The organism is Pseudomonas sp. NFPP28 (genome assembly GCF_900115535.1).
GTDB classification, from domain to species: domain Bacteria; phylum Pseudomonadota; class Gammaproteobacteria; order Pseudomonadales; family Pseudomonadaceae; genus Aquipseudomonas; species Aquipseudomonas extremorientalis.
Genome location: NZ_FOWT01000009.1, coordinates 167,225 through 192,335 on the forward strand (window position 1 = coordinate 167,225; position 25,111 = coordinate 192,335).

Consider the following 25,111-nt stretch of genomic DNA (forward strand, 5'->3'; position numbering starts at 1 on the left):
GGACTCTTGTTATGGGCAGGGCCAGGGATGTAGCAAGCTTGTAGTTATACTACAAGAATTGCCCTTTTGCCCGTCCGACGCATCACTAAATCGCCCTGCCCCCCTTTGAATCTAAGGGCGGCCGCGTTGTAGCCACAGGGGCGCCCCCGGCGTCGTTAAGGAAATTCTGCATTTTTCCGTAACAAATCTGCCAACCCATCGGCCTGCATCGGCCGACTGATCAAATAGCCCTGCACTTCGTCACAATGCTCACCCCGCAGGAAATCCAGCTGCTGCTGATCTTCCACACCCTCGGCCACCACCTTCAGCGCCAGCCCGTGGGCCATGGCGATGATTGCCCGAGTGATGGCCGCGTCTTCGCGCCCCTGGCCAAGGCCGCGAATGAAGGTCTGGTCGATCTTCACGTAGTCCACGGGAATGCGCTTGAGGTAGCTGAGGGACGAATACCCGGTGCCGAAGTCATCGATGGCCAGCTTCACGCCCAGGTCACGCAGTTGCTGGAAGGTGGCGATGATGTGTTCGACGCTGTCGAGCAGTTGGCTTTCGGTCAGCTCCAGCTCGAGGTATTGCGGGTCCAGGCCGGTTTCTTCGAGCACCTGGCGCACCAGGCTGACCAGCTTGCCCTGGCGCAACTGGTGCACCGAGAGGTTGACCGATACCCGGATCGGCGCCAGCCCCTGGCGCTGCCATTCACAGGCTTGCCAGCAGGCTTCGCGCAGTATGAATTCGCCCAGCGGTACGATAAGGCCGGTCTCTTCAGCCAGGCCGATAAATTCCCCCGGCGGCACCATGCCCCACTGCGGGTGGTCCCAACGGATCAGCGCTTCGGCAGCATTGAGCTTGCCAGTGGCCAAGCACAGTTTCGGTTGATAGAACACCGTGAGCTGACGCTCTTCGATGGCCTTGCGCAGGTGGTTTTCCAGCTGCAAGCGCTCCAGGGTGCTGGCTTGCAGGCTGTCGGTGTAGAACTGGAAGTTGTTGCCGCCCAAGTGTTTGGCGTGCTGCATGGCCATGTTCGATTGGCTGACCAATGCGGAAATTTCACGCGCGTTGTCCGGCAACAGGCTGACCCCCATGGAAGCACTCACCACCAGTTCATGCCCCTCCACCGTCACCGGCACCCGCAGCTTGGCCAGCAGCCGCGTGGCGACCCGCGCCAGGCTCGACAAGTTGCCGTAGGCGTCGAACAACACGGCAAACTCATCCCCGGACAGGCGTGCAATGGTGTCGGCCTCGGGCAAGGCATTGATCAGGCGTCGCGCCATTTTTTGCAGCAACTGGTCGGCCACTTCATGGCCCAGGCTGTCATTCAACAGCTTGAAGCGATCGAGGTTGATGTGCAGCAGCGCCAGGCTACGCCCACCCTGGCGGACACGCTGGTGCGCCTCGCGCAAGCGTTCGCGAAACAGCGAGCGATTGGCCAGGCCGGTCAGTTCGTCGTAGTGAGTGAGGTAGCGCATACGCTCTTCGGACTCACGCCGCGCCGAGAGATCGGCGAAGAAGCCTACGATATGGCTGACTTTGCCTCGAATATCCCGCACTACGTTCAACTGCAGCCACTGCGGGTAAAGCTCACCGTTCTTGCGGGTCTCCACCAATTCGCCCTGCCACGTGCCGTGGCTGAGCAACGCCTGGCGGATCACCGGAAAATGGCGGCGGGCGTCACGACTGCTGGGCAGCTCCACTACATTGCGGCCAATCATGTCATCGGTTTCGAACCCCGTAACGCGGCTGAAAGCCTGGTTGACGGCGATCAGCTTGTAGTCCGGATCAAGGATCACAATGCCTTCGCTGGCGGCTTCAAATACGGTCGAGGCCAACCGCTGCTGTTCCTCCAGGGCCTTGCCGGCGCTGATATCGCGGCGCGTACCGAGCATGCGCGTGACCCGGCCGCTGGGCGCACGCTCCACGGCGCGGCCACGGTCTTCGATCCACACCCAGTGCCCGTCACCATGGCGCACGCGGTATTCCACCTGATAGTCCTCGCTGCGGCCCTTGAGGTGTTCCACCAGGGCATGCTTGAGCAGCGGCAGGTCGTCGGGGTGCAGGCGCGGCTTGAGGTGGCTGAGCATTGCCGTGACGTACTCCGGCTCCAGGCCGAACAGCTCCTTGAGCTGGGTGTGATGGACCTCATCGGTTTGCAGGTTCCAGTCCCACAGGCCCAGTTCACTGGCTTGCAGCGCCATGGCCAGGCGTGCTTCGCTTTTGTTCAAGGCCAGGCTGGCGGCGTCCAGTTCCTGGCTACGCTGTGCTACGCGGTCTTGCAGGCCAATCTGGGCGTCACGCAACTCCTGTTCGACCTGACGGCGCTGCTCGACTTCACGCACCAGGTCCTGATTGAGTTGCTCGCTGCGCTGCTGCGCCTGTTGCAGGTGTTCGATCAGCGCCTGGTTCTGGAAGCGGCGCAACAGCCCGCGCTGGATCAGGCGATTGACCTGCCACGCCACCAGGCTCAAGGACGCCAGCAGGATCAGCCCAAGTACACCCCAACCGCGCTGCTGCGGGTCGCCGCTCCAGAACAGGTAGAAGATGGACGGCACCAGGCACGGCAAGGCAAAGGACAGGAACGCCGGCATGCTCACGGCGTACGCCACGCTGGCCGACAAGGTCGCCGCGCCGATCAGGCCGAATACCCAGGCCTGCTGCATGAAGCTGTCACCCGGCACCAGGGCGATGGCGGCCGTTGCCAGCGTCAGGCCACTGACCGCCGAGCCGAGCAGGAACATGCGCTGCCACACCGGCTGGGCCTGGCGGCTGGGCATCGCCGAGTCGAACGCGGCCACCTGGATCACGCGCATTGCCACCAGGGCCAGCAGCCAGATCAACCAGATGCTGTCCAACAGGTATTGCTCAGGGTTCCACAGTAGCCAGGCGCAGACCAGGCCATTGACCAACATCAACAGGGTCGGCAGCAGTGAGCCTTGATAAAGCAGGCGTGTGCGCTCGACCGCCATCTCCGTGGCGTAGTGTTTACGGATAACCTGCGCGGGAGCCGCCGAGGGGCCAAGCAGGTCGGTGCTAAGGGTCATAGGCAGTGTTCTTATAATGGTGAGCCCGAAACGTCGACGGAGCATACACAAGCAAGCGCTTGGGCCAAACTGCTCCATGTCATAAAAACTGCGCGGTCATGCAGCGCAAACTTCCGGGCCAGACGGCTTGAGCGAGACGCTGCGCGGGCTGCGACCATCGACCGACCGGTCATCACCCCGAGGGTTTTCCGTCGACCAGCCGGCATTGGCATTTGCCCCACTTCCCCGGGGGCCATAGAATGCGCCGATGCGCGATGATCTCTCCCTTTTGCTGAACTCCCTCAACGATGCCCAACGCCAGGCTGTAGCGGCCCCCGTTGGCCGTCAGTTGGTCCTGGCCGGTGCTGGCTCCGGTAAAACCCGAGTGCTGGTGCACCGTATCGCCTGGTTGATCCAGGTCGAGAACGCGTCCCCGCATTCCATCCTGTCGGTGACCTTCACCAACAAGGCCGCTGCCGAGATGCGCCACCGCATCGAACAGCTGATGGGCATCAGCCCGGCCGGCATGTGGGTGGGCACCTTCCACGGCCTGGCGCACCGCTTGCTGCGGGCGCACTGGCAGGAAGCGGGCCTGGCCCAGACCTTCCAGATTCTGGACAGCGATGACCAGCAACGCCTGGTCAAGCGGGTGATCCGCGAGCTGGGCCTCGACGAACAACGCTGGCCGGCGCGCCAGGCGCAATGGTTCATCAATGGCCAGAAAGACGAAGGCCTGCGCCCGCAACATATCCAGGCCAGCGGCGATCTGTTCCTGGCCACCATGCGCAGCATCTATGAAGCCTATGAGGCCGCCTGCGTACGCGCCGGGGTTATCGACTTTTCCGAGCTGCTGCTGCGCGCCCTCGACCTGTGGCGCGATAACCCAGGCCTGCTGGCGCATTACCAGAAACGCTTCCGCCATATCCTGGTGGACGAGTTCCAGGATACCAACGCCGTGCAGTACGCCTGGCTGCGCCTGCTGGCCAAAGGTGGCGACAGCCTGATGGTGGTGGGCGACGACGATCAGTCGATCTACGGCTGGCGTGGCGCGAAAATCGAGAACATCTACCAGTATTCCGAAGACTTCCCGGACGCGGTCACTATCCGCCTGGAGCAGAACTATCGCTCCACCGCCGGGATACTCAAGGCGGCCAACGCCTTGATCGCCAACAACACCGGGCGCCTGGGCAAAGAACTGTGGACCGACGGCGGCGAAGGCGAAGCGATCAACCTGTACGCCGCGTTCAACGAACACGATGAAGCGCGCTACGTGGTGGAAACCATCGAAAGCGCGCTGAAAACCGGCCTGGCGCGCAGCGATATCGCCATTCTGTACCGTTCCAACGCCCAATCGCGGGTGTTGGAAGAAGCCTTGCTGCGCGAACGCATCCCGTACCGCATCTATGGCGGTCAACGCTTCTTCGAGCGGGCGGAAATCAAGAACGCCATGGCCTACCTGCGCTTGCTGGAAGGCCGTGGCAACGATGCGGCGCTGGAACGGGTGATCAATATCCCGGCCCGTGGCATCGGTGAAAAAACCGTCGAAGCCATTCGCGACCACGCCCGCCACGCCGATGTGTCGATGTGGGAAGCCATGCGCCTGCTCATCGCCAACAAGGGCCTGACCGGTCGCGCGGCGGGTGCGCTGGGTGTGTTTGTCGAGCTGATCGAGAACCTGGCGGCCAAGTGCGCGCAAATGCCCCTGCATTTGATGACCCAGACTGTGATCGAGCAATCCGGGCTGATCGCCTATCACGAAGCGGAAAAAGGCGAGAAAGGCCAGGCCAGGGTAGAAAACCTTGAGGAACTGGTGAGCGCAGCCCGTGCGTTCGAAAATACCGAGGAAGACGAAGAGCTGACACCGCTGGCCGCGTTCCTCGGCCATGCTTCGCTGGAAGCCGGCGATACCCAGGCCGACGAGCATGAAGACAGCATCCAGCTGATGACCTTGCACAGCGCCAAGGGCCTGGAATTCCCTTACGTGTTCCTGGTGGGCATGGAAGAAGGCCTGTTCCCGCACAAGATGAGCCTGGAAGAACCCGGCCGCCTTGAGGAGGAACGCCGCCTGGCCTACGTGGGCATCACCCGGGCGATGCAGAACCTGGTGATGACCTACGCCGAGACCCGACGCCTGTACGGTAGCGAGACCTACAACAAGGTGTCGCGCTTCGTACGTGAAGTACCGAAGGGGCTGATCCAGGAAGTGCGCCTGTCCAACAGCGTCAGCCGCCCGTTCGGCGGGGGCCAGCAGCAGAACTCCAGCAGCATGTTTGCGGGCTCGGAGATTCCGCAGACCCAGTTCAGCCTGGGCCAGCAGGTCAGGCATTCGGTGTTCGGCGAAGGGGTGATCCTCAACTTCGAGGGTGCCGGTGCCCAGGCGCGGGTGCAGGTGAATTTCGCCGAAGGCAGCAAGTGGCTGATGATGGGTTACGCGAAACTCGAAGCCGTTTGAAACATTTGCCTACATGAAGGTTCTTGGCCCACCCTTGTTTTTAACAAGCGCGGGCCAATATCTGTAATAAGTCCTACAGACCGTTCTGAATCTGTCCTACGCAAAAGCCCGAAACATTATGCCGCTAGCCACTGTCACCACACCTGTGCAACATGGCGCGCGTGCAATCCACAAATGGGAATTCCCTTTATGAAACGTTTTCTTAGCATCGCCATGGCGTTGTGCATCGGCCTGACGATGAGCCTCGACGCCAACGCCAAACGCTTCGGTGGCGGCAAAAGCTCAGGCGCAGCACCGACTCACCAGACCAGCCAAATGGCTCCATCCGCCGGTGCCGGCGGTGCTGCGGCCACCGCAGGCGCCGCCGGTGCTGCAGGCGCTGCCGCCAAGGCCGGCGGTGCTTCGCGCTGGTTGGGCCCTCTTGCCGGCATCGCCGCCGGTGGCCTGCTCGCCTCCATGTTCATGGGCGGCGGCTTCCAGGGTATGCAGATCTTCGACATCCTGATCATGGCGGTCATCGCCTTCCTGGTCTTCCGCTTTATCGCCGCTCGTCGCCGCAAGCAGCAGGAGCACCTGGCTCCAGCCGGCGCGCCAATGCAGCGTGAAGTGTTCGAGCAAAAACCAGCCATGGGTTCGATCTTCGGTGGTTCGGCAGCACCTGCCGCGGCCCGCCCGGTGATCAATGCACCGGCCTGGTTCAACGAAGAACGTTTCGTCGAGGCGGCTCGCAGCCACTTCCAGTCCCTGCAGCAGCACTGGGACGCCAACGAAATGGACAAGATCGCCGAGTTCGTGACCCCGCAACTGCTGGAGTTCCTCAAGCGCGAACGCGCCGAGATTGGCGATGCATTCCAGTCGACTTACATCGACGACCTGCGCGTGCAGCTGGACGGTGTGGATGATCGCGCCGACAAGACCATCGCCACCCTGACCTTCAGCGGTGTGTCGAAGACCTCGCGTTTCGACCAGGGCGAAGTGTTCAGCGAAAGCTGGAACATGGAACGTGCACAGGGCGACAACCAGCCATGGCTGGTCGCCGGTATCCGCCAGAACGGCTGATCCCTGCACGCTTGGTAAACAGATACAAAAAACCCCGGACCTGTCCGGGGTTTTCTATTTCACGGTTGCACTTATAGCGAGCTACTGTATAAAACGCCCCTATAAACCGCGCCATCTAGCAAGAGGATCCCGGCCGTGGAAGAAATCATCGAACAATTGCGTGAAGCCAACGAACCGGTCCCGGTTCCCTTGGAGCTGCCTGACGAAGACCAACTGGTGGAGATCGAGGAACAACTGTTCATCGACATCCCGTTTGTCTTCCGTGAATTCCTGCTGACCGTCAGCGACGTGGTGTACGGCAGCCTGGAGCCGGTGACCGTCACCGACCCGCAGTCCCACACCTACCTGCCGGACGTGGCCGCCAACGCCTGGGATGCCGGTGTCGACCGCAGCCTGATCCCGATCTGCCAGGACGGCGACGACTACTACTGCGTCGAAGAAGACGGCACCGTGGTGCTGTGGTCCGGCGAAGAAGAAATCGTCACCGAAGAAACCTGGGAATCGGTGTGGCACTGGGCGCGGGACGTCTGGCTGGAAAGCTGACAGAGCTGTTTGGCTGACCGGGCTCGCTGTGGCGAGCGGGCTTGCCCCGCGTCGGGCTGCGAAGCAGCCCTCCCAAGCCCCTCAATGCTCCGGCGTATCCTTATGGTTATCCAGCGTCTCCAACAAGGCGACCTGCATCCGCGTATGCACGCGGATGAACCACCGCCAGAGCACCGCCGCCACCGCCGCCGTCACCACGGCAATCAGCACCAGCAACTTGTTGGTCGGCAAAATACTGGCCGACAAGGCTGCCAATAGCAGGAAGATCACCAGCAACGAAAGGATCGGGATCAACTCTGCAATCACCCTTCGCACCCGCTGGGTATGCCGCCCGGCCATTTCTGGCTTCACGCTCATCTCCGCCAGCAGCATCGACAGCGCCTTGAGCTTGCGATACGCGGCAATCAAGAATGGCAGCGACAACAGCAACGCCCCTCCCCAGATCAACGCCTTCTGCCAGCTTGGATCGCCGATCCAGCCTTCCAGATACCCACCGATGCGCGCCGCGAAAAAGCTGCCGGCAAAGAAGATCGCGATCACCAGCGCCAGGTTGACCCCGACTTGCAGGATGATCTTGCGGATCATCGATGCCAGCATCGCGCCTTCACCTTGAGGCTGGATACTGCGCAGCCATTCGCCGTACATGCCGAAAACCCGGCTCAATCGCTTGGGCATAACCGCTGCGATCTTCAAGGACAGCGGGTCGGCGCCGCGAATCAGGTACGGCGTGAGCAGTGTGGTGATGGCCGAAACCGCTACCGCGACGGGGTATAGGAAATCGCTGGTCACCTGCAGCGTCATCCCCAGCGCCGCGATGATGAAGGAAAACTCGCCAATCTGTGACAGCCCCATGCCCACGCGCAGTGAGGTACGGCCATCGTTGCCAGCGATAAACGCGCCCAGGCCGCAGGACAGCATCTTGCCCAACACCACGGCCACGGTGATCACCGCAATCGGCCAGGCGTATTGCAGCAGGATCTGCGGGTCGATCATCAAGCCAATGGCCACAAAGAAGATGGCGCTGAACATGTCGCGAACCGGCTCGATCAGGCGCTCGATCTTAATCAACTGCCGGGATTCGGCCATGATTGCGCCGATCAGAAACGCGCCCAGCACCATGCTGTATTCCAGCTTGACCACCAGCAGGCAGAAACCGAAACACAGGCCCAGTACGGTGATCAGCAACATCTCGTTGCTTTCGAACTTGGCCACGTACGCCAGCAAGCGCGGCACCAGCAAAATGCCGATGACCAGCGCGACAATCATGAACAGCGAAAGCTTGCCGACGGTGGAGAACACTTCGCCGGAGCTGACCGTACCGCTGACGGCGATGCTCGACAGCAAGGCGATGATGCCAATGCCGAGGATGTCCTCGACGATCAGCACGCCGAAAATCAATTGGGCGAAACGCTGGTTCTTCATCTTCAGGTCATTGAGCGCCTTGACGATGATGGTGGTCGAGGAAATCGCCAGGATCGCGCCAAGGAACAGTGAGTCCATGGTGTTCCAGTCGAACCAGCGGCCGATTTCGTAGCCGATCCAGATCATCAGGATGATTTCCAGGAAGGCCGCGATAAACGCCGTGGCGCCGACCTTGAACAGCTTGCGCAGGCTGAATTCCAGGCCCAGGCAGAACATCAGGAAGATCACCCCGAGCTCGGCGAGGGTCTTGATGGTGTCTTCGTCGTGGATCAGGCCGAACGGCGGGGTGTGGGGGCCGATGATGAACCCGGCAACGATGTAGCCCAGCACCACCGGCTGCTTGAGGCGGTGAAACAGGATGGTGACAACCCCTGCCACCAGCATGATCACGGCCAAGTCCTGGATAAAGCTGATGGCGTGCATGGCGAGGGGCTCCTTGAGGGTACTGGTGCTTTTCCCACTTCCGCGCGCGCCTTTGAAATGTCGCAAAGTGCGGAAGGAAAAGTCTGCCTTGATCGTAAGAAATGCCCTGAGATGGGCTTTTGAAGGTTAACACCGCGACTTCCGCCGGAAAGCCGGTGCAATATATGGAAACAGATCGGTTCGCGCGTGACGGCTAGCCGCCCACCGGCGTCCCGTTATGGATGGTCCTGCAAAGATTCCAGCACCCGCAGAGGTGCCCCCCAACCAATGCCTACAACCCGTGAGTGTGCTATGGAACCCGGAAACGCCCAGCTGTCGATGACGGTATTGATGACCCCTGACATGGCCAACTTCTCAGGCAATGTCCACGGTGGCACCCTGCTCAAGTACCTCGACGAAGTGGCCTATGCCTGCGCGAGCCGCTATGCCGGCCGCTATGTGGTCACGCTGTCGGTGGACCAGGTGATCTTTCGCGAGCCGATCCATGTCGGCGAGCTGGTGACCTTCCTCGCGTCGGTCAACTACACCGGCAACACCTCGATGGAGGTGGGCATCAAGGTAGTGACCGAGAACATCCGCGAACGCTCCGTGCGCCATACCAACAGCTGCTTCTTCACCATGGTCGCCGTGGACGACCAGCGCAAACCGGCCGCCGTGCCCCCCCTGCAACCGCAGAACAGCGAGGACAAGCGCCGATTCGTACAGGCTCAGCAGCGTCGACAGATCCGACAGGAACTGGAGAAGCGCTACCAGGAAATCAAGGCAGACGCACTGTAGGCCATTTCCCGCCTTTAGGAGCGAGCAGCTGCGCTCCTACAGCCGCCAGCACTGATCATCGTGGGCACAGACATCAAAGCGCTGGTCCAACTGGCTCATGCGCTCCATATGATGATTCACGATGTCCACCATCACCGCTTTGCTGGTGTTCTTGTAGTACTGCGCCATCAACTTGTCGTTCGCCTTGACGCGCTCCACCACGGCGGCGTCCGTCGGGTTCTGCCATTGCTCCAGGATCGCATCTTCGGTGCCGCTCAGGCGCATGCGGTAAACCCGCTCATACAGCTCGAGGGTACGCGCCTTGCGGCCGGCCATTTCCTGATTTACCCGTGCATAGTTCTCACGGTATTGAGTCCAATAGGCCTCAGGCGGAGTGAACTGGCCGAACCGCGCCTTGCGCTCGGCGATTGCCTCCTCGACGGCTTGCGGGCGCTGCGCCGTGTCAGACTCCATCAACGTGATGAGTTGCATATGGGTTTCAACGATTGCGTTGATCAACGCAGTTCGGTGTGGCGTATCCGGGATCACCTTGCCGAATATCGGGCTTTTGCCCGCGCACGATGGCATGCCGTTCTCGAATATCGGCTGTGGAATGCGCACGTCCTTGCCACCGGAGCGCGTCAGGCGCTGCAACGAGGTCGTGCAGATGCCCCGCGCCATATCGAAGGTCACTTCGTACTCTTCCCCGGCCTTTGGCGTGATACTCATTGATTTGCCGCAGACATAGCTGCCGCCATTGGTGTTGATCATCAGCATGGTTTCCTTGCCGGGAGCCAGCTTGAACTCCAGCAAGCCCCTGGCCTTGGCCGGAGGGGGCACCGACATGCCGACACGCCGCCGGGTATCGACCAGGAAAATATTATTGAGCATGCCGGTGGTCTGGCCCATGCAATGTTGCGCATCGTAGACGTCGATGGTGGTGTTGGACGTATTGGAGATAAAGCGCAGTTTCGCAGCGTCCGGCTCGGTGGCGTCAGGGTAAGTGCCGTTCACACTGCAACCGCCCAGCAACGACGTCAGCACCAGAGCGGTCAGCGCCCGTGGCGAAGGGAATACGGGAGACATGGTTCTTCCTTGAAAAGCACAGGGGACTAAGAGGCGCCCGATAGTACCGGACGCTCTTTGCCTGACTCAATCAGGAATATTCCTACAATCCAATGGGAGTGGCTTCGAAACGCACGCGAGGATGGGCAATACGATCCTGGGCGCGCACCAGCTCCAACTCGTAACTGGCGCAGGCCTGGGTTTCCAACAACACTTCGTGGACCGCTGCAGCGGTGAATTCGAAGGCGGCGAGCAGGCTATCGCCCAACAGAACACGTGCCAGGAACAGCCCCGAGGTCAAATCGCCCACCCCGACCGGCTGACGTGGGAACGCCAGCAGCGGCCGTCGCAGGTGCCAACTGCCTTCGGGGGTCACCAGCAGCATCTCGAAACCGTCCGGCAACTTGTCCGGATAATCCAGGTGTTTGACCAATACGGCCTTCAGCCCACGCGCCAGCAACGCCTTGGCCATGGCCAGGCAATCGAACAGCGATTGCGGCTTGCGCCCGGCAAAGCTGTCCAGTTCCAGTTGGTTGGGGCACAGGAAGTCGGCCATGGCCGCGGCTTCGTCCAGCAGGAAATCGCTGACTTCCTGGGGAACGATGCAGCCTTTTTCCGGATGCCCCATCACCGGGTCGCACAGATACAGGGCCTTGGGGTTGATGGCCTTGATGCGCGCCACGCCAGTCAGGATCGCCCTGCCCTGATCGGCGCTGCCCAGGTAGCCGGACAGAATCGCATCGCAATTGCCCAGCTCGCCGATGGCGGCAATGCCTTCCACCAACACGGGAATCTGCTGTGGCGCCAACACTTCTCCCGCCCATTGGCCATACTGGGTGTGGTTGGAGAACTGCACCGTGTTCAGCGGCCACACGTTCACCCCAACGCGCTGCATGGGGAACACGGCGGCGCTGTTTCCGGCGTGGCCAAAGACCACATGAGACTGGATCGCAAGCAGATGAGGTGTGCGTTTCATGCGGGAGATTTCCGTAAAACCAATGAAATTCTGGCCGCGCAGTATGCGACTAAACGCAGCCTGTACGACAGACCGGCGACACAGTTAAGCTGCCCTCACTTTGTTGGAGTTTTTCGCATGCTGACCCTGGGAAACATGTTCGTGTTGATGCTACTGGCGACCGGCGCCGCCTGGGTTTGGCACAACCATGGCCTGCGCGAGCGGGCGCTGGAGCGGGTCAAGCAGCATTGCGCCAAGCTCGACATCGAACTGCTGGACGGTGCGGTGGCACTCAAGCGCATCGGTTTTGTAAAGGATGCCAACGGTCGGCGGCGCCTGGCGCGCATCTACAACTTCGAGTTCACCGTGACCGGCGAAACCCGCCATCCGGGGACCATCACACAGTTCGGTGCCCACAGCGCACAGATCGAACTGGCGCCCTACCCGTTCGAGATCAAGACGCCGTTGCCCAGTGCCGAGGTGATCGAGCTGAGCCAGTGGCGCCAGGACCACGCGTCCAAGAAGCGTCACTGACGGCTGGCGGCCAGCGCACGCTGTAACACGCCCACGTCCTGTGGCTCGCTGAAGATCAATTCGATACGCGAATCGCGCCGCCATTCGCTGGGTTGCCAGGTGAGCGGGCCGTTATCCACAGCATTGGCGGACACCCAGCCTTCGGCACTGTGGATAACCAGTTTGGCGCGGCGCCAATCAAGGCTTGTAAGCCAGTTATGCAGCTGCGGGGTGTCGAACTGCTGGCTGGGGTGCCAGCGCCAGCCAATGCTCCAGCCGCCCTCTTGAGCCTGGCTCAGGCAAATGGGCTGGTCAGGATCGGTCCAGATGGCCGGCATTTGCGCCAGGCCTTTGGGTACGGCGAAGTTGTCCACAGCCGCAGCAGCCCGCGCGTCAAGGCCAGGTAAATGCGCCAGCGGCAAATACGCCTGTCGAGTCCAGTAAAGCGGGCATTCCGGTAACTGGTGCTCGATCTGCTCGCGCTGCGCCGCATCCAGCGCTTCATCCTTGTTCAACACCAGCAACCCGGCACTCGCCAACGCCTCCTGCTGCGCTGGGGGCAGGGGCTTGTCCGCCGCCAGCGCTTGCGCATCCAGCACCAGCACGCACGGCTGGACGGCCAGCACGCTCTGCCACGGTGCTTCGCGCAACTGCTTGAGCAACTGCGCCGGATGACCCAGGCCCGAGGGTTCGATAAACAGCCGATCGGGCTTAGCCTTACGCAGCAAACGGCCAAGGCCTATCTGGAACGGAGCACCGTTCACACAACACAGGCAACCTCCGGCGACTTCGCCCAGGGCAATGCCGTCGTCATCCTGAGTGAGCAAGGCAGCATCCAGGCCGATCTGCCCGAACTCGTTGATCAGCACGGCCCAGCGCTCGTTGGCCGGGCGCTGGGCAAGCAGGTGCTGGATGAGGCTGGTCTTGCCGGCGCCCAGGGGCCCGGCAATCACGTGGGTAGGAATGTTCTGCAACATGAGGGGCATCGTTCGGACCGTGTAGAGCGTTTGATCCTACGCGGTTATGCGAGCCAATCCAGTGTCAGGATCAAGCGGCGCTCGTCGGCCCTCAGTGCGGGTGAACGGTGAATCAGGCCATGGCCTTCATTGCCATGCCATTTGGTGCCCTTGAGCAAGGCGACTTCGCCGCAGTGGATCTGCTCGATACGCTCGGTGGGTTCGGCATCCGGCTGGCTGAGCTTGCGACGGTCCATCACGCCTTCACGCAACCACTGGCTGCCGACTCCGGCATAGGTGGTGATCAGGCGCACCGGCACGTGGTCGACGTGAAAACGCGGGCACATGGCTTTATCCAACAGACGCAGGCGCACGCCGATACGCTTGGCACCAAGCAGACAGGCGAACGCGCTGACCAGCCACGACACATCGGCGATGAAGCCTTCGTAGCCCTCAAGATCACGACAACTCGACGCCAAACCCTGCAAGTTTGGCTCGGCGTCGTCGTTGTTGAGCTCGATGACCATGGAGTCGGCCAACGGCTCGTTGAGCGCCACCAGCAAGGCGCCGAACTCGGCGATGTGCAGCGGCAGCTGGCGCTGCCACAGCGCCAGGTTGACGCCGTCTTCGAGGATGTCGGACAGCGCCAGCGGGGTGTCACCGCAAGTCTGGCGAATCACGGGACGCAGGGGAATCACCGGGGCCAGCATCAGGCGGCTGCCTCCTCATACCAGGGGCCAAAAGGGTCGGCCAGCAAGCGCCAGCCTTCGACGCCCAGGGCCATTTCTTCATCGGTGAGCAAGCACGCATCCAACTCGGCGCGCATGCGGGTGAAGTCGATGTTCTGGCCGATAAACACCAGCTCCTGGCGGCAGTCGCCAGTGCTCAGTTGCCAGTTGCCCATGATCGCCGCGATGCTCTCTTCGTCCTGAGGCCATTGGCTTTTGGGCACAAAGCGCCACCAGCGGCCGGCAAACCCATGACGCATCAGGCCACCGGCCTGGGACCAACTGCCCGCATCCTGGTGTTTGCTGGCGAGCCAGAAAAAACCCTTGGAACGCAGCAGTTTGCCGTTGACCCACGGGCGGTCGATAAAGTCGAAAAAGCGCTGCGGATGAAACGGGCGGCGAGCTCGATAAGCGGTGGAGGCAATGCCGTACTCTTCGGTTTCCGGCACATGTTCACCGCGCAATTCCTGCAGCCAGCCCGGCGCCTGGGCGGCGCGCTCGAAGTCGAAACGGCCGGTGTTGAGGATCTTGTTCAGCGGCACCTCCCCCATGACCATCGGGATGATTTCCGCCTGGGCGTTGAGGCGTTCGAGGATTGCCATCAATTCTTCACGTTCGCGGCTGCTGATCAGGTCGATCTTGCTGATGAGGATCACGTCAGCGAATTCGATCTGCTCGATCAACAGGTCGGTGATGGAGCGCTCGTCTTCTTCACCGAGGGTTTCACCGCGCGAGGCCAGGCTTTCGGCGGCCTGGTAGTCGAGCAGGAAGTTCATGCCATCGACCACGGTGACCATGGTGTCCAGGCGGGCGATATCGGCCAGGCTTTGCTCGTTTTCATCACGAAAGGTGAAGGTCTCGGCCACCGGCAAGGGCTCGGAGATACCGGTGGATTCGATCAGCAGGTAATCGAAGCGACCTTCCTTGGCGAGTTTTCCGACTTCTTCCAGCAAGTCCTCGCGCAAGGTGCAGCAGATGCAGCCGTTGCTCATCTCCACCAGTTTTTCTTCGGCGCGGTTGAGGGTGACGTCGCGCTGGACTTCACTGCCATCGATATTGATTTCGCTCATATCGTTGACGATCACCGCCACCCGCAGATTTTCGCGGTTGCGCAGGACGTAGTTGAGCAGCGTGCTTTTACCGGCGCCGAGAAAGCCGGACAACACAGTAACGGGGAGGCGATTGGGCATCAGGTATTCCTCATCAGGGTTGGCCGGTCAAATCGCCCGTTTATGGCGTTCGCGCAGCTCTTCACGTTCTTTGGCTTCGATACACAGGGTGGCGGTAGGACGCAGCAACAAGCGCTGCAGGCCGATGGGCTCGCCGGTCTCGCGGCACCAGCCGTACTCGCCGCGTGCCAGCAATTCGAGGGCGTCGTCGATCTTGTCCAACAGCTTCTTTTCCCGCTCCAGCAGGCGCAGTTGCCATTGGCGCTGTTCTTCGGCGCTGCCCACATCGGCAGGGTCGCTGTTGGTTTCCTGCTCGCGCAGCAGCAGGAATTCGGCGTCGATACGCGCTTGCAGCTCATTGCGTTGCGCCAGCAGCAACTCACGGAAGAAGCCTTGCTGGGCTTCATTCATATAGTCGGCGGGCGGTTGGGCCAGCAGGTCTTGTTCGGTCATGGAGAACGGTTCACGGGTCAGGCTGTGCTTTAATGTTATAGTATAACAATACAAATAAGCCAATCCCCTCTTGCTCACCACGACGAAGGGCGCAATGCTTGAACACTTCCCTGCCACGAGAAACCTGATGAAATACCTGGTGTGCGCCCTGTTTTTGGCTGCGGCGGGACCTGCCTGCGCCCAGGCCCCCAACCTGTTGGCCCACTGCACGCGCAGCGCCAACCTGCTGGCTTGTGTCGACCCGTTGGGCAATGCCTACAGCGTGGCGACGGTCGGCAGTACCACGTATCTGCGCGGATACGAGGTGATAGGCAAGCGCTACTGGGCACAGACCAACAGCCGCTACGGGCAGCTGACCTTTTTTACCGGGTTGGCGTCGGACGGTGAGGCGTGGGTCGGCTACACGCGGCGCGTGGGCTGGACCACCCTCAACCGGTTTTCCAGTTCGGGTGGTGCCAGCGCAAAATTCACCTGCAGCCGTATAACGGGTTGCTAGACCTGGGCGTTCTTCTGTTCCTGCACCCACGCCATGTAGCTGTTCATCGGTGGGTTCTTCTGGAAATACTTTTTCAAGCCTTCGAACAACCCATCGGCAACCGCTTGTTGATGCCGCGCGGTAACCAGCCGCGCACTGTCACGCGCATTGGAGATAAACCCGGTTTCCACCAGGATCGACGGCACGTCGGGTGACTTGAGCACCGCGAATCCCGCCTGTTCCACGCGTTTCTGATGCAGGCTGGTGATGCCTTCCAGGCTGCCCAGGATCGAGTGGCCCAGTTGCAGGCTGGAGGCGATGGTAGCGTTCATCGACATGTCCAGGATTACCCCGGCCAGCATCGGGTCCTTGTCCTTGAGATTGAGCAGGCTGGTGGCGCCGAGCAAGTCGGCACCGTTTTCCCGTTGCGCCATGAACCGCGCCGTGGCGGACGTCGCGCCGCCTTCGGACAGGGCATACACCGACGCGCCCGAGGCGGTGATGCGTGGTGCCGCGTCCGCATGCACGGAGATGAACATGTCGGCATTGTGCTTGTGGGCGATCTCCACCCGTTTGCGCAGCGGTACGAAGAAATCGTCGTTGCGCACCAACTTCACGTCAAAGCCTTTCTCGCGCTTCAAGCGTTTGGCCAACAGTTGCGCAATGGACAGCACCACGTCTTTTTCACGCTGGCCCTTGGAGCCGACTGCACCCGGGTCCTTGCCGCCGTGGCCGGGATCCACCACCACGATGATGTCGCGCTTGGGGTGGGCCTTATCCACGCGCGGCGCAGGTTCAGCGGCCATCTGGCGAGGCACCTGGGTGGCGCTGGTCAGGTCCAGTACCAGGCGATGACCCTGGCCGTCCTGAGGCGGCAATAGAAAGCTGTTGAGCTGCATCGGTGCGACCAGGTCCAGCACGATGCGCGTATCGCCTTTACCAAAATGCCCCGAGCGAATCGAGGTGATGCCGCTGTTCTTCAACGCCAACTGAGAGAAATCACCGCTGAGCCCGGCCCCGCTCAGATCAATGATCAGGCGCTCCGGCGCGCTCAGGGTGAAGGTCTTGTATTGCACCGGGCCGCTGAGGTCGAACACCAACCGCAGCTTGTCGTCCGAGCGCCACAGGCGAGCATTACGAATCTGTGTGGCATGGGCGGCAAACGGCAAAGTGAACAGCGGACTGGCCAGAAGCAGGTTAAGAAGCTGACGTCTGTGCATGAAAAGTTACCGCAAAAAGGAGCGTCCCTGCTCGACATGACTGAAAAAAGGCTGGCGCAGAAAAACCATCGTCGACACAATAGTTATACTATAACATGTCCTTTTATTTCCAATGATGGACCTGCTCATGAATGCGCTGACTCTGCCGGATATCGCCGCGCAGGCTTCACGCCAAGCCTTGCCACTCGATTGGGTAGGCATGTGCGGCATCGCCCTGCCGATCCTCATCGACGGCGAGCGTCTTGCTGCTACTGCCGATGCCGGCGTAAGCCTGGATGATGGCGCCGCCCGTGGCATTCATATGTCACGCCTGTACCTGGCGCTGGAGATGCTCGACCAGCAGCCGCTTACACCTGCACTTCTGCGTAATGTACTGCAGCGTTTTCTCGACAGTCATGAAGGTTTATCTAATAACGCCTACCTGCGTATCCATACCGATCTGCTGCTCAAGCGCTCGGCGCTGGTCAGCCCGTTGGCTGGCTGGAAAGGCTACCCGGTGAGCATCCAGGCCCGCCTGGAAAACCAGATGTTCCACGTGGAACTAAAAATTGATGTTACCTATTCTTCAACCTGCCCGTGCTCCGCCGCCCTCGCCAGGCAATTGATTCAGCAGCAATTTCTTGAAGACTTCGGCAACACCCCGCTGCAGCATGAAGACGTGTTGACCTGGCTCGGCAGCGCCAACGGCATCGTCGCCACACCTCACAGCCAGCGCAGCAGCGCGCAGTTGCTGATCGAGCTGGACGGCGACCAACCCAGCCTGCCCATCACCGAACTGATCGATAACGTCGAAGCCGCCCTCGGCACCGCCGTACAAACCGCTGTAAAACGCGCGGACGAACAGGCCTTCGCCCTGGCCAATGGGCAGAACCTGATGTTCTGCGAAGACGCCGCCCGCCGCCTGAACCTCGCCTTGAAACGCTCGGATGCGGTCAACGCCTTCCACCTGAAAGTGATCCACGCCGAAAGCCTGCACGCGCACGATGCCGTGGCGGAAAGCCGCTGGACGAGAAACCCTGCATGATCACCTGCACCGCCTTACGCTGGGGCGCCCCAGGCCAACCGCTGACACCCGCCCTCGACCTCACTCTGGAAAAAGGCAGCCTCACCGGCATCATCGGCGCCAATGGCACCGGCAAAAGCAGCCTGCTCAAGGTCATCGCCGGCCTGCAAAAGCCCTTGGCGGGCAAGGTCACGGTGGCGGTTCCACGCCGTGGCGGTCTGTCGTTTCTGCCGCAGCAACAGCACCTGGACCGCCAGTTCCCCATCAGCCTGCAAGAGCTGGTCGCCGCCGGCTTCTGGGGCACCCAGCTCTCCCCGCAACAACGCGGCCGGCGCCTTGAAGCCGTGCTGGAAGACTGGTGCCTCAGCGGCCTGGAACATCGCCCGCTGATGGCTCTCTCCGGCGGCGAGCTGCAACGCGCCCTGCTCGCGCGCATGAGCCTGGCCGAAGCGCCGGTGCTGCTGCTCGATGAACCCCACGCCGCCCTCGATGAAGCAGGCCAGGCGCTGTGCTGGAAACACATCCACGCCTGGCACGATCAAGGCCGTACGCTGATCGTGGTCTGCCATGACCTTGCCTCCGTGCGCCATCACACCCAGCACGTGGTGCAGATCAAGAATACCGGCTGCCTGTTCGGCCCCAGCAAAGAGCTGATCCGCCCACAGCCCCAAATGCAGGTGGCCTGATGCACTTCGCCGCCCACCTGTGGATGCCCTTCCTCGACTTCGTGTTCATGCGTCGTGCGTTGATCGGCGGACTGGTACTTGCCTGCAGCACTGCACCGCTGGGTGTGTTCCTGATCCTGCGACGCATGAGCCTGATCGGTGACGCCGTGGCCCACGGCATCCTGCCCGGCGCCGCACTCGGTTTCTGGTTTGCCGGCCTCAGCCTGCCGGCTCTGACCATCGGCGGCCTCGGCGCCGGCTTGAGCATGGCCGGCCTGTCCGCGTGGATCACCCGTCGCACCGGCCTGCGTGAAGACGCCAGCCTCGCCGCCATCTACCCCATCTCCCTCGCCGCCGGCGTGTTGATCCTCGGCATCGCCGGCAAGCGCCTGGACTTGCTGCATCTGCTGTTCGGCTCGGCCCTGGCGGTGGATGAAACCACCCTCACCGGCATGCTCTGGGTCTCCGGGTTCAGCCTGATCGCCATGGCGGTGATCTACAGACCGTTGCTGCTGGACACTCTCGATCCGCTGTTCCTGCAAACCGTCAGCCGCCTCGGCCCACTGGCCCACGGGTTGTTCCTGACCCTGGTGGTGCTGAATCTGGTGATCGGTTTCCAGGCCATCGGCGCCTTGATGGTGGTGGGGTTGATGATGTTGCCGGCCATCGCTTCACGTTTCTGGAGCCGGCGCCTGCCGGTGTTGATCGCGGTATCGGCGGTGCTGGGAAGCCTGTCGGTGTGGCTGGGTTTGTTGTTGTCGTTCTACTACTCGTTGCCCAGCGGCCCGGCCATCGTGCTGGTGGCGGGTGCCGGGTATCTGCTGTCCGTGGTCTTCGGTCCGGTGCACGGCTTGCTGCGCCGCCCGCCCTCCCTTACATCCCAATGAGGTGTTTCCCGATGCGCGCTTTACTCGTGCTATTCAGTCTGCTGCTGCCGTTGTCGATGGCCCAGGCCGCCGACAAACTCCAGGTGGTGACCAGTTTCAGTATTCTCGATGACATCACCCAACAGATCGGTGGCGATCACATCCAGATCAGCAACATGGTCGGCCCTGACGCCGACGCCCATACCTACGAACCAACGCCGGACGACGCCAAGGCGCTGCTCAAGGCCAAGCTGATCATCAAGAACGGCCTGGGCTTCGAGCCGTGGCTGGACCGGCTGGTGGCCAGCACCGAAACCAATGCGACCGTGGTCACCGCCAGCAAAGGCGTGATTTCCCACACCATGGAAGAGGACGGCGAAACGATCCCCGACCCCCACGCCTGGCACAACCTGGCCAACGCCGAAATCTACGTGAACAACATCACCAAGGCGCTGGTCGCCGCCGACCCGGCGAACAAGGCTGACTACCTGCGCAACAGCCAGGCCTACCTGAAAGAAATCTACCGCCTGCTGGCCGAAGCCAAGGCCAAGTTCGGTGCGCTGCCAGCAGGCAACCGCCGCATCGTCACCTCCCATGACGCCTTCGGCTACCTGGGCCAGGCCTACGGCATTGAGTTCCTTGCGCCCCAGGGTCTGTCCACCGAACGTGAACCGTCCGCCGCCGAGGTCGCCGCGCTGATCACCCAGATCCGCAAAGATAAAGTCAAAGCGGTGTTCATGGAAAACATCAAGGACTCGCGCCTGCTCAAGCAGATCGCAGACGAAAGTGGCGCGCAGATCGGCGGCACGCTCTACTCCGACGCCCTCGCCGCGCAAGGTCCGGCCAGCACCTTTACCGGGCTGTTCGAATACAACCTCAACACCTTGTGCGCGGCCCTGGGCAAGCCATGACCCTGAGCATGCTCGATCTGGAAGGGGCTGCCGTGGGCAGCCGCTTTCCACTCGGACAGGTGCTCGACGCCCTGCCCTGGAACAGCGACGGCCTGATCGCCGCCATCGCCCAGCAACACGGCAGCGGTGAAGTATTGATGCTGGCCTGGATGAACCGCCAGGCCCTAAACGAAACCCTGGCCACCGGGCAAGTCTGCTACTGGTCACGCTCGCGTCGGCAGCTATGGCGTAAAGGCGAAAGCTCCGGCCATTGGCAACAACTGGTCGAAGCGCGCCTGGATTGCGACGGCGACGCGGTGTTGCTGATCGTCGACCAGCACGGCCCGGCCTGCCACACCGGTCGACCGACCTGCTTCTACAACGCTATCGATGGCGACTACGTTCACATCCTCACGGAGCCCCCAGCATGATCCGCAAGAACCCATCCGGCGATCTTCCCGTCATTGCCGAGTCAGCCTACGTCGACAAGACCGCAATCATCTGCGGCAAGGTCATCATCGGCGAGAACGTCTTCGTCGGCCCCTACGCGGTGATCCGCGCCGATGAAGTCGACGCCAGCGGGGGCATGGACCCGATCACCATCGGCGCCAACTCCAACATCCAGGACGGCGTGGTCATCCACTCCAAGTCCGGCGCGGCGGTGACCATCGGCGAGTTCACTTCCATCGCCCACCGCTCCATCGTCCACGGCCCCTGCAGCGTCGGCGACCGTGTGTTCATCGGCTTCAACAGTGTGCTGTTCAACTGCGCCGTGGGTGATGGCTGCGTGGTGCGTCACAACTCGGTGGTCGACGGTCGCGATTTGCCCGCCGCCTTCTACGTGCCCTCCACCACCCGCATCGGGCCTGCCACCGACCTGTCGCAATTCCCGCCGGTCAGCGTAAGCGCCTCGGAGTTTTCCGAAGACGTGGCGCGTACCAACGTCGATCTGGTGCGTGGCTACAAAGCCCTGCAAAACGAGTTCTGAGCCATGAGTCGCGTGCTGATTCGCAATGCCCGCCTGGTGAATGAAGGCCAGGAGTTCGACGCCGATGTACTGGTCGCCAATGGCCGTATCGAGAAGATCGCCGCCAGCCTTGACGGCTATAACGAGCCGGTGGAAATCGACGCCCAAGGCCAGTGGCTGCTGCCGGGCATGATCGATGACCAGGTGCACTTTCGCGAACCCGGCGCGCCGGACAAAGGCAGCTTCTACAGCGAATCCCGCGCCGCGGTGGCCGGCGGCATCACCAGCTTCATGGACATGCCCAACACCAACCCGGCCACCTTGAACCTGCAAGCGCTGGCCGACAAGAAACGCCGTGCCGCCCTGCACTCGGTGGCCAACTACGGCTTTCACTTTGGTGTCAGCAACGAAAATCTGGACACCGTCGCCGCCCTCGACCCGCGTGAAGTCGCCGGGGTGAAAGTATTCATGGGAGCGTCCACCGGCAATATGCTGGTGGATGACCCGCGGATCCTGGAGCGCCTGTTCGCCGAAGTGCCAACCATCCTGCTGGCCCATTGCGAACACACGCCGAGTATCCAGGCCAACGAACAACGTCTGCGCGAGCGCTTCGGCGACAATATTCCCGCCGTCGCGCATCCACTGATCCGCGATGCTGAGGCGTGCTATCGCTCCTCATCTTTTGCCGTGGAGTTGGCCAGGCGCCATGGCACGCGCCTGCATGTGCTGCACCTGACCAGCGCCCGCGAACTGGCGCTGTTCGATGACAAGCCCCTGACCGAAAAACGCATCACCGCCGAAGTCTGCCTGCACCACCTGCTGTTCGACGACCGCGACTATCACCGCCTCGGCCACCAGATCAAATGCAATCCGGCGATCAAGAGTCGTGCCGACCGCGACGCCTTGCGCCAGGCCTTGCTGAGTGATCGATTGGACGTGATTGGCAGCGACCATGCGCCTCACACCTGGGGGCAAAAACAATTGGGTTACCGAGAGGCGCCGTCCGGACTGCCGCTGGTGCAACACGCGCTGCCGGCACTGTTGGAACTGGTGGCTGACGGGCATCTGCCGCTGACCACGCTGGTGGCGAAGACCAGTCATCGCGTGGCCGACCTGTTCGCCATCCCGGATCGGGGTTACCTACGCGAAGGCTATTGGGCCGACCTGGTGCTGATCAAACCCGAGCCCCACGGCAAGCCGGTGAGCAGCGAGCCGATCCTGGCCCGCTGCGGTTGGACCCCCTTCGCCGAGCGCAGCTTTCGTCATAGCGTCGGCACCACGCTGGTCTCCGGCCACTTGGCCTGGCACAACGGTCAGGTAGTCGACAGTTGCCAGGGCCTGCCATTGCATTTCCTGCGTTAAGCGCGAGGCTTGACCGTACCGCAATCGTTGCCCAGCCACTGGGCGTGACTGTCGAGGCTGCCCTTTTGCTGAATACCAGTGGCATTGAAGGTGCCGTTGATGGTGGTGGTGAATTCCTTCTGACTCTGGAAGGTCGCCACGCCCGTGCCCTGGGCTTTCGGGCAACTGAAGCGGAATTTCCACTGGTTGCCGGTCTTGTCCGTCACTTGCTGTTTGCAGCCCGATTGCGGGTCGGTCAACGGGATAGAATCAGAGGCGACCTGCGCCGGTGTCAGGCACACCTGCACGCCTTTGCCGGCCATGGTGATGCCTTGTTTTTCCAGCATGGCGCGCTGTTCGGGGGTCATTTGTTGCTTGAGTTGACCAAGGATCAGCGACAGGTCCGGCAGGTCCTGGTTATCGACTTTCATATTGCTGGTGGTCAATTCCCACAAGCCTGGCGCCAGCATCTGCGCCTGTGCGGCCACCGGCAGCGACAACCCCATAACCATGGCTAAAGACAGCAGACGTGCATTCATCGGGTAACTCCTGGTTAATGTTGGGCGTTAGACGCCGCCAGGGCGCCAGTGTTGCACGGCAAATAAAATAGCGACATTCGTAAGCAGACATGGTCTGTTAGGCACTTGGATTGCCTGGAGTACCGTCGTCCATGGATTTCTTTGGCCCGCACCTGCTCGCCTACTTCATCGCCACGCTGCACTTTCTCGGGACTCTCGCCGCGATCCACGCGGTGCTGACCGTCAGGACCGCCCAAGGCTCGATCGCCTGGGCCTTGTCGCTGATGTTCATGCCCTACCTCACGTTGATCCCCTACCTGATCTTCGGCCGCAGCACGTTCGACGCCTACATCCAGGCCCGCCGCCAGGCCAACCAGGAAATGCACACCGCGATCACCGCGCTGAACTGGCGCCCCTGGGTCGAGGAAGCCCTCGCGGCGCGCAACTCCAGCGCGTACACCTCTTTGCGCGCCATGCCCAAGCTGGGCCGCATGCCGTGCCTGGCCAACAATGAAGTGCGCTTGTTGATCAATGGCGAGGCCACGTTCAGCGCAATCTTCGAGGCCATTCGCAACGCCAGGACGGCGGTGCTGTTCCAGTTCTTCATCATTCATGACGACGAGCTTGGCCGCCAATTGCACGCGCTGTTGAAGGAAAAAGCGGCTGAAGGCATAGACATCCACGTGCTCTATGACCGCATCGGCAGCCACGCCCTGCCCCACCGATATGTGCAATCGCTGCGGGACGCCGGAGTGAAAGTCAAAGCGTTCGCCACCCGCGGCGGCTGGCTCAATCGCTTCCAGGTCAATTTCCGCAACCACCGCAAGATCGTGGTGGTGGATGGCATCACCGGGTTTGTCGGCGGGCATAACGTCGGCGATGAATACCTGGGCAAGAAACCACCGCTGGCGCCGTGGCGCGATACCCATGTGCAGGTGACCGGCCCGGTGGTGGCGTGTTTGCAAGAGTCGTTTGCCGAAGACTGGTTCTGGGCTGCACGCGAGCTGCCGCCGCTGATCCTGCCGGACGCCTACCCGGAAGACGGCGTGCTCTGCCAATTGCTCGCCAGCGGTCCCGCCGACCCGTATGAAACCTGCTCATTGTTTTTTGTCGAGGCCATTCATGCGGCGACCGAACGCGTATGGATCACCAGCCCGTACTTCATCCCCGACGAAGCGGTGTTCGCCGCCCTGCGCCTGGCAGTGCTGCGCGGGGTCGATGTACGCCTGTTGCTGCCCTCACGGCCCGACCATCGCATCGTCTACGCGGCATCAAGCCTTTACGCGATCGAAGCCGTGCGCGCCGGAGTACGGGTGTTCCGCTACACGCCGGGCTTCCTGCATCAGAAAGTCGTGCTGGTGGACAGCGAAATCAGCGCCATCGGCAGTGCGAACATGGACAACCGCTCGTTCCGGCTGAATTTCGAAGTGATGCTGCTGACAGTCGACGAAGCCTTCGCCCGGGAAGTGGAGCTGATGCTGCTGGACGACTTCGCCCTGGCCCATGAGGTCAGCCAGCAAGAAAACCGCGAGACGCGCCGCCTGCAACAACTGGGCATGCGGGTCGCGCGGCTTATTTCACCGATTCTTTAACACACTGCGTTGAACCCTGTGGGAGGGGCTTGCCCCCTCCCACACTTGGACCTTCATTTTTCGCAGAAACGG

Annotated in this window: 24 protein-coding genes; 14 read left to right on the plus strand and 10 right to left on the minus strand. The window is 61.6% G+C overall.

Annotated features, from left to right (window positions below):
- Positions 1–155: 155 nt before the first annotated feature.
- A complete protein-coding gene (locus BM110_RS23000) occupies positions 156–3,029 on the minus strand; it encodes an EAL domain-containing protein (RefSeq protein ID WP_093514227.1) in 2,874 nt (957 codons plus the stop codon).
- A 247-nt stretch (positions 3,030–3,276) separates the two neighbouring features.
- Between BM110_RS23000 and uvrD the strand changes: the two genes are divergently transcribed.
- From uvrD to BM110_RS23015, 3 genes are all read left to right on the plus strand, one after another.
- Positions 3,277–5,460 carry a DNA helicase II gene (gene uvrD, locus BM110_RS23005; RefSeq protein WP_092241575.1) on the plus strand — a complete coding sequence of 728 codons (2,184 nt, stop codon included), beginning with the start codon at positions 3,277–3,279 and terminating at the stop codon, positions 5,458–5,460.
- A gap of 189 nt (positions 5,461–5,649) precedes the next feature.
- Entirely contained in the window at positions 5,650–6,519 is an 870-nt protein-coding gene (locus BM110_RS23010) for a Tim44 domain-containing protein (protein WP_071490847.1), read from the plus strand.
- A 135-nt stretch (positions 6,520–6,654) separates the two neighbouring features.
- Entirely contained in the window at positions 6,655–7,062 is a 408-nt protein-coding gene (locus tag BM110_RS23015) for an SMI1/KNR4 family protein (protein WP_028618538.1), read from the plus strand.
- 81 nt (positions 7,063–7,143) lie between these two features.
- Here BM110_RS23015 and BM110_RS23020 read toward each other — a convergent pair whose 3' ends face one another.
- The gene (locus tag BM110_RS23020) at positions 7,144–8,907 is read right to left on the minus strand and encodes a cation:proton antiporter (RefSeq protein ID WP_093514228.1); all 1,764 of its coding nucleotides are present in this window, start codon (positions 8,905–8,907) and stop codon (positions 7,144–7,146) included.
- Positions 8,908–9,198: 291 nt separating this feature from the next.
- Between BM110_RS23020 and BM110_RS23025 the strand changes: the two genes are divergently transcribed.
- Entirely contained in the window at positions 9,199–9,684 is a 486-nt protein-coding gene (locus BM110_RS23025) for an acyl-CoA thioesterase (protein ID WP_033897247.1), read from the plus strand.
- Positions 9,685–9,720: 36 nt separating this feature from the next.
- Here the strand turns inward: BM110_RS23025 and BM110_RS23030 are convergent, their stop codons facing one another.
- Both BM110_RS23030 and pdxY read right to left on the minus strand, forming a co-directional pair.
- Positions 9,721–10,749, minus strand: a complete 1,029-nt coding sequence (locus tag BM110_RS23030) for a hypothetical protein (RefSeq protein WP_092241571.1) — start codon at positions 10,747–10,749, stop codon at positions 9,721–9,723.
- Positions 10,750–10,831: 82 nt separating this feature from the next.
- Positions 10,832–11,704, minus strand: a complete 873-nt coding sequence (gene pdxY, locus BM110_RS23035) for a pyridoxal kinase PdxY (RefSeq protein WP_093514229.1) — start codon at positions 11,702–11,704, stop codon at positions 10,832–10,834.
- 117 nt (positions 11,705–11,821) lie between these two features.
- Here pdxY and BM110_RS23040 point away from each other — a divergent pair, with 117 nt between their 5' ends.
- Complete coding sequence (locus tag BM110_RS23040; protein WP_092241567.1) at positions 11,822–12,217, plus strand: DUF3301 domain-containing protein; 396 nt, start codon at positions 11,822–11,824, stop codon at positions 12,215–12,217.
- On the opposite strand, the gene BM110_RS23045 is transcribed toward BM110_RS23040, so the two are convergent.
- Genes BM110_RS23045 through dksA form a run of 4 tightly spaced genes read right to left on the minus strand, consistent with a single transcriptional unit; the run spans position 12,211 to position 15,502 of the window.
- Positions 12,211–13,173: a CobW family GTP-binding protein gene (locus BM110_RS23045; RefSeq protein ID WP_093514230.1), complete on the minus strand. Its 963-nt coding sequence runs from the start codon at positions 13,171–13,173 to the stop codon at positions 12,211–12,213. The genes BM110_RS23040 and BM110_RS23045 overlap by 7 nt on opposite strands.
- Positions 13,174–13,217: 44 nt before the next feature.
- Positions 13,218–13,862, minus strand: coding sequence for a DUF1826 domain-containing protein (locus BM110_RS23050; RefSeq protein WP_071490852.1), 645 nt, complete (start codon positions 13,860–13,862; stop codon positions 13,218–13,220).
- Positions 13,862–15,070, minus strand: coding sequence for a zinc metallochaperone GTPase ZigA (zigA, locus tag BM110_RS23055; RefSeq protein ID WP_092241563.1), 1,209 nt, complete (start codon positions 15,068–15,070; stop codon positions 13,862–13,864). Before zigA ends, BM110_RS23050 begins: the two co-directional genes overlap by 1 nt.
- Before the next feature lie 27 nt (positions 15,071–15,097).
- Complete coding sequence (gene dksA, locus BM110_RS23060) at positions 15,098–15,502, minus strand: RNA polymerase-binding protein DksA (protein WP_058424325.1); 405 nt, start codon at positions 15,500–15,502, stop codon at positions 15,098–15,100.
- A gap of 127 nt (positions 15,503–15,629) precedes the next feature.
- Between dksA and BM110_RS23065 the strand changes: the two genes are divergently transcribed.
- Complete coding sequence (locus tag BM110_RS23065; RefSeq protein WP_093120259.1) at positions 15,630–15,998, plus strand: glutamine synthetase; 369 nt, start codon at positions 15,630–15,632, stop codon at positions 15,996–15,998.
- On the opposite strand, the gene BM110_RS23070 is transcribed toward BM110_RS23065, so the two are convergent.
- On the minus strand, positions 15,995–17,197 hold the full coding sequence (locus BM110_RS23070) for an N-acetylmuramoyl-L-alanine amidase (RefSeq protein WP_093120256.1): 1,203 nt from the start codon (positions 17,195–17,197) through the stop codon (positions 15,995–15,997). The genes BM110_RS23065 and BM110_RS23070 overlap by 4 nt on opposite strands.
- Before the next feature lie 127 nt (positions 17,198–17,324).
- On the opposite strand from BM110_RS23070, the gene folE2 reads away from it, so the two are divergent.
- Genes folE2 through BM110_RS23105 form a run of 7 tightly spaced genes read left to right on the plus strand, consistent with a single transcriptional unit; the run spans position 17,325 to position 22,950 of the window.
- A complete protein-coding gene (gene folE2, locus BM110_RS23075; protein ID WP_093514231.1) occupies positions 17,325–18,221 on the plus strand; it encodes a GTP cyclohydrolase FolE2 in 897 nt (298 codons plus the stop codon).
- A complete protein-coding gene (locus BM110_RS23080; RefSeq protein WP_093514232.1) occupies positions 18,218–18,886 on the plus strand; it encodes a metal ABC transporter ATP-binding protein in 669 nt (222 codons plus the stop codon). The genes folE2 and BM110_RS23080 overlap by 4 nt, the downstream gene beginning before the upstream one ends.
- Positions 18,886–19,752, plus strand: coding sequence for a metal ABC transporter permease (locus tag BM110_RS23085; protein ID WP_071490858.1), 867 nt, complete (start codon positions 18,886–18,888; stop codon positions 19,750–19,752). The genes BM110_RS23080 and BM110_RS23085 overlap by 1 nt, the downstream gene beginning before the upstream one ends.
- Before the next feature lie 11 nt (positions 19,753–19,763).
- Positions 19,764–20,642 carry a metal ABC transporter substrate-binding protein gene (locus BM110_RS23090; protein ID WP_093514233.1) on the plus strand — a complete coding sequence of 293 codons (879 nt, stop codon included), beginning with the start codon at positions 19,764–19,766 and terminating at the stop codon, positions 20,640–20,642.
- Positions 20,639–21,052, plus strand: a complete 414-nt coding sequence (gene hisI, locus BM110_RS23095) for a phosphoribosyl-AMP cyclohydrolase (protein WP_093514234.1) — start codon at positions 20,639–20,641, stop codon at positions 21,050–21,052. The genes BM110_RS23090 and hisI overlap by 4 nt, the downstream gene beginning before the upstream one ends.
- Positions 21,049–21,609, plus strand: coding sequence for a gamma carbonic anhydrase family protein (locus tag BM110_RS23100; RefSeq protein WP_093120247.1), 561 nt, complete (start codon positions 21,049–21,051; stop codon positions 21,607–21,609). Before hisI ends, BM110_RS23100 begins: the two co-directional genes overlap by 4 nt.
- A gap of 3 nt (positions 21,610–21,612) precedes the next feature.
- Positions 21,613–22,950 (plus strand): dihydroorotase, encoded by a 1,338-nt coding sequence (locus BM110_RS23105; protein ID WP_092241547.1) that lies wholly within the window; start codon positions 21,613–21,615, stop codon positions 22,948–22,950.
- Here the strand turns inward: BM110_RS23105 and BM110_RS23110 are convergent.
- Positions 22,947–23,468, minus strand: coding sequence for a DUF3617 domain-containing protein (locus tag BM110_RS23110; RefSeq protein WP_092241545.1), 522 nt, complete (start codon positions 23,466–23,468; stop codon positions 22,947–22,949). The genes BM110_RS23105 and BM110_RS23110 overlap by 4 nt on opposite strands.
- Before the next feature lie 131 nt (positions 23,469–23,599).
- On the opposite strand from BM110_RS23110, the gene cls reads away from it, so the two are divergent.
- The gene (gene cls, locus BM110_RS23115) at positions 23,600–25,039 is read left to right on the plus strand and encodes a cardiolipin synthase (RefSeq protein WP_092241543.1); all 1,440 of its coding nucleotides are present in this window, start codon (positions 23,600–23,602) and stop codon (positions 25,037–25,039) included.
- Positions 25,040–25,111: the final 72 nt, after the last annotated feature.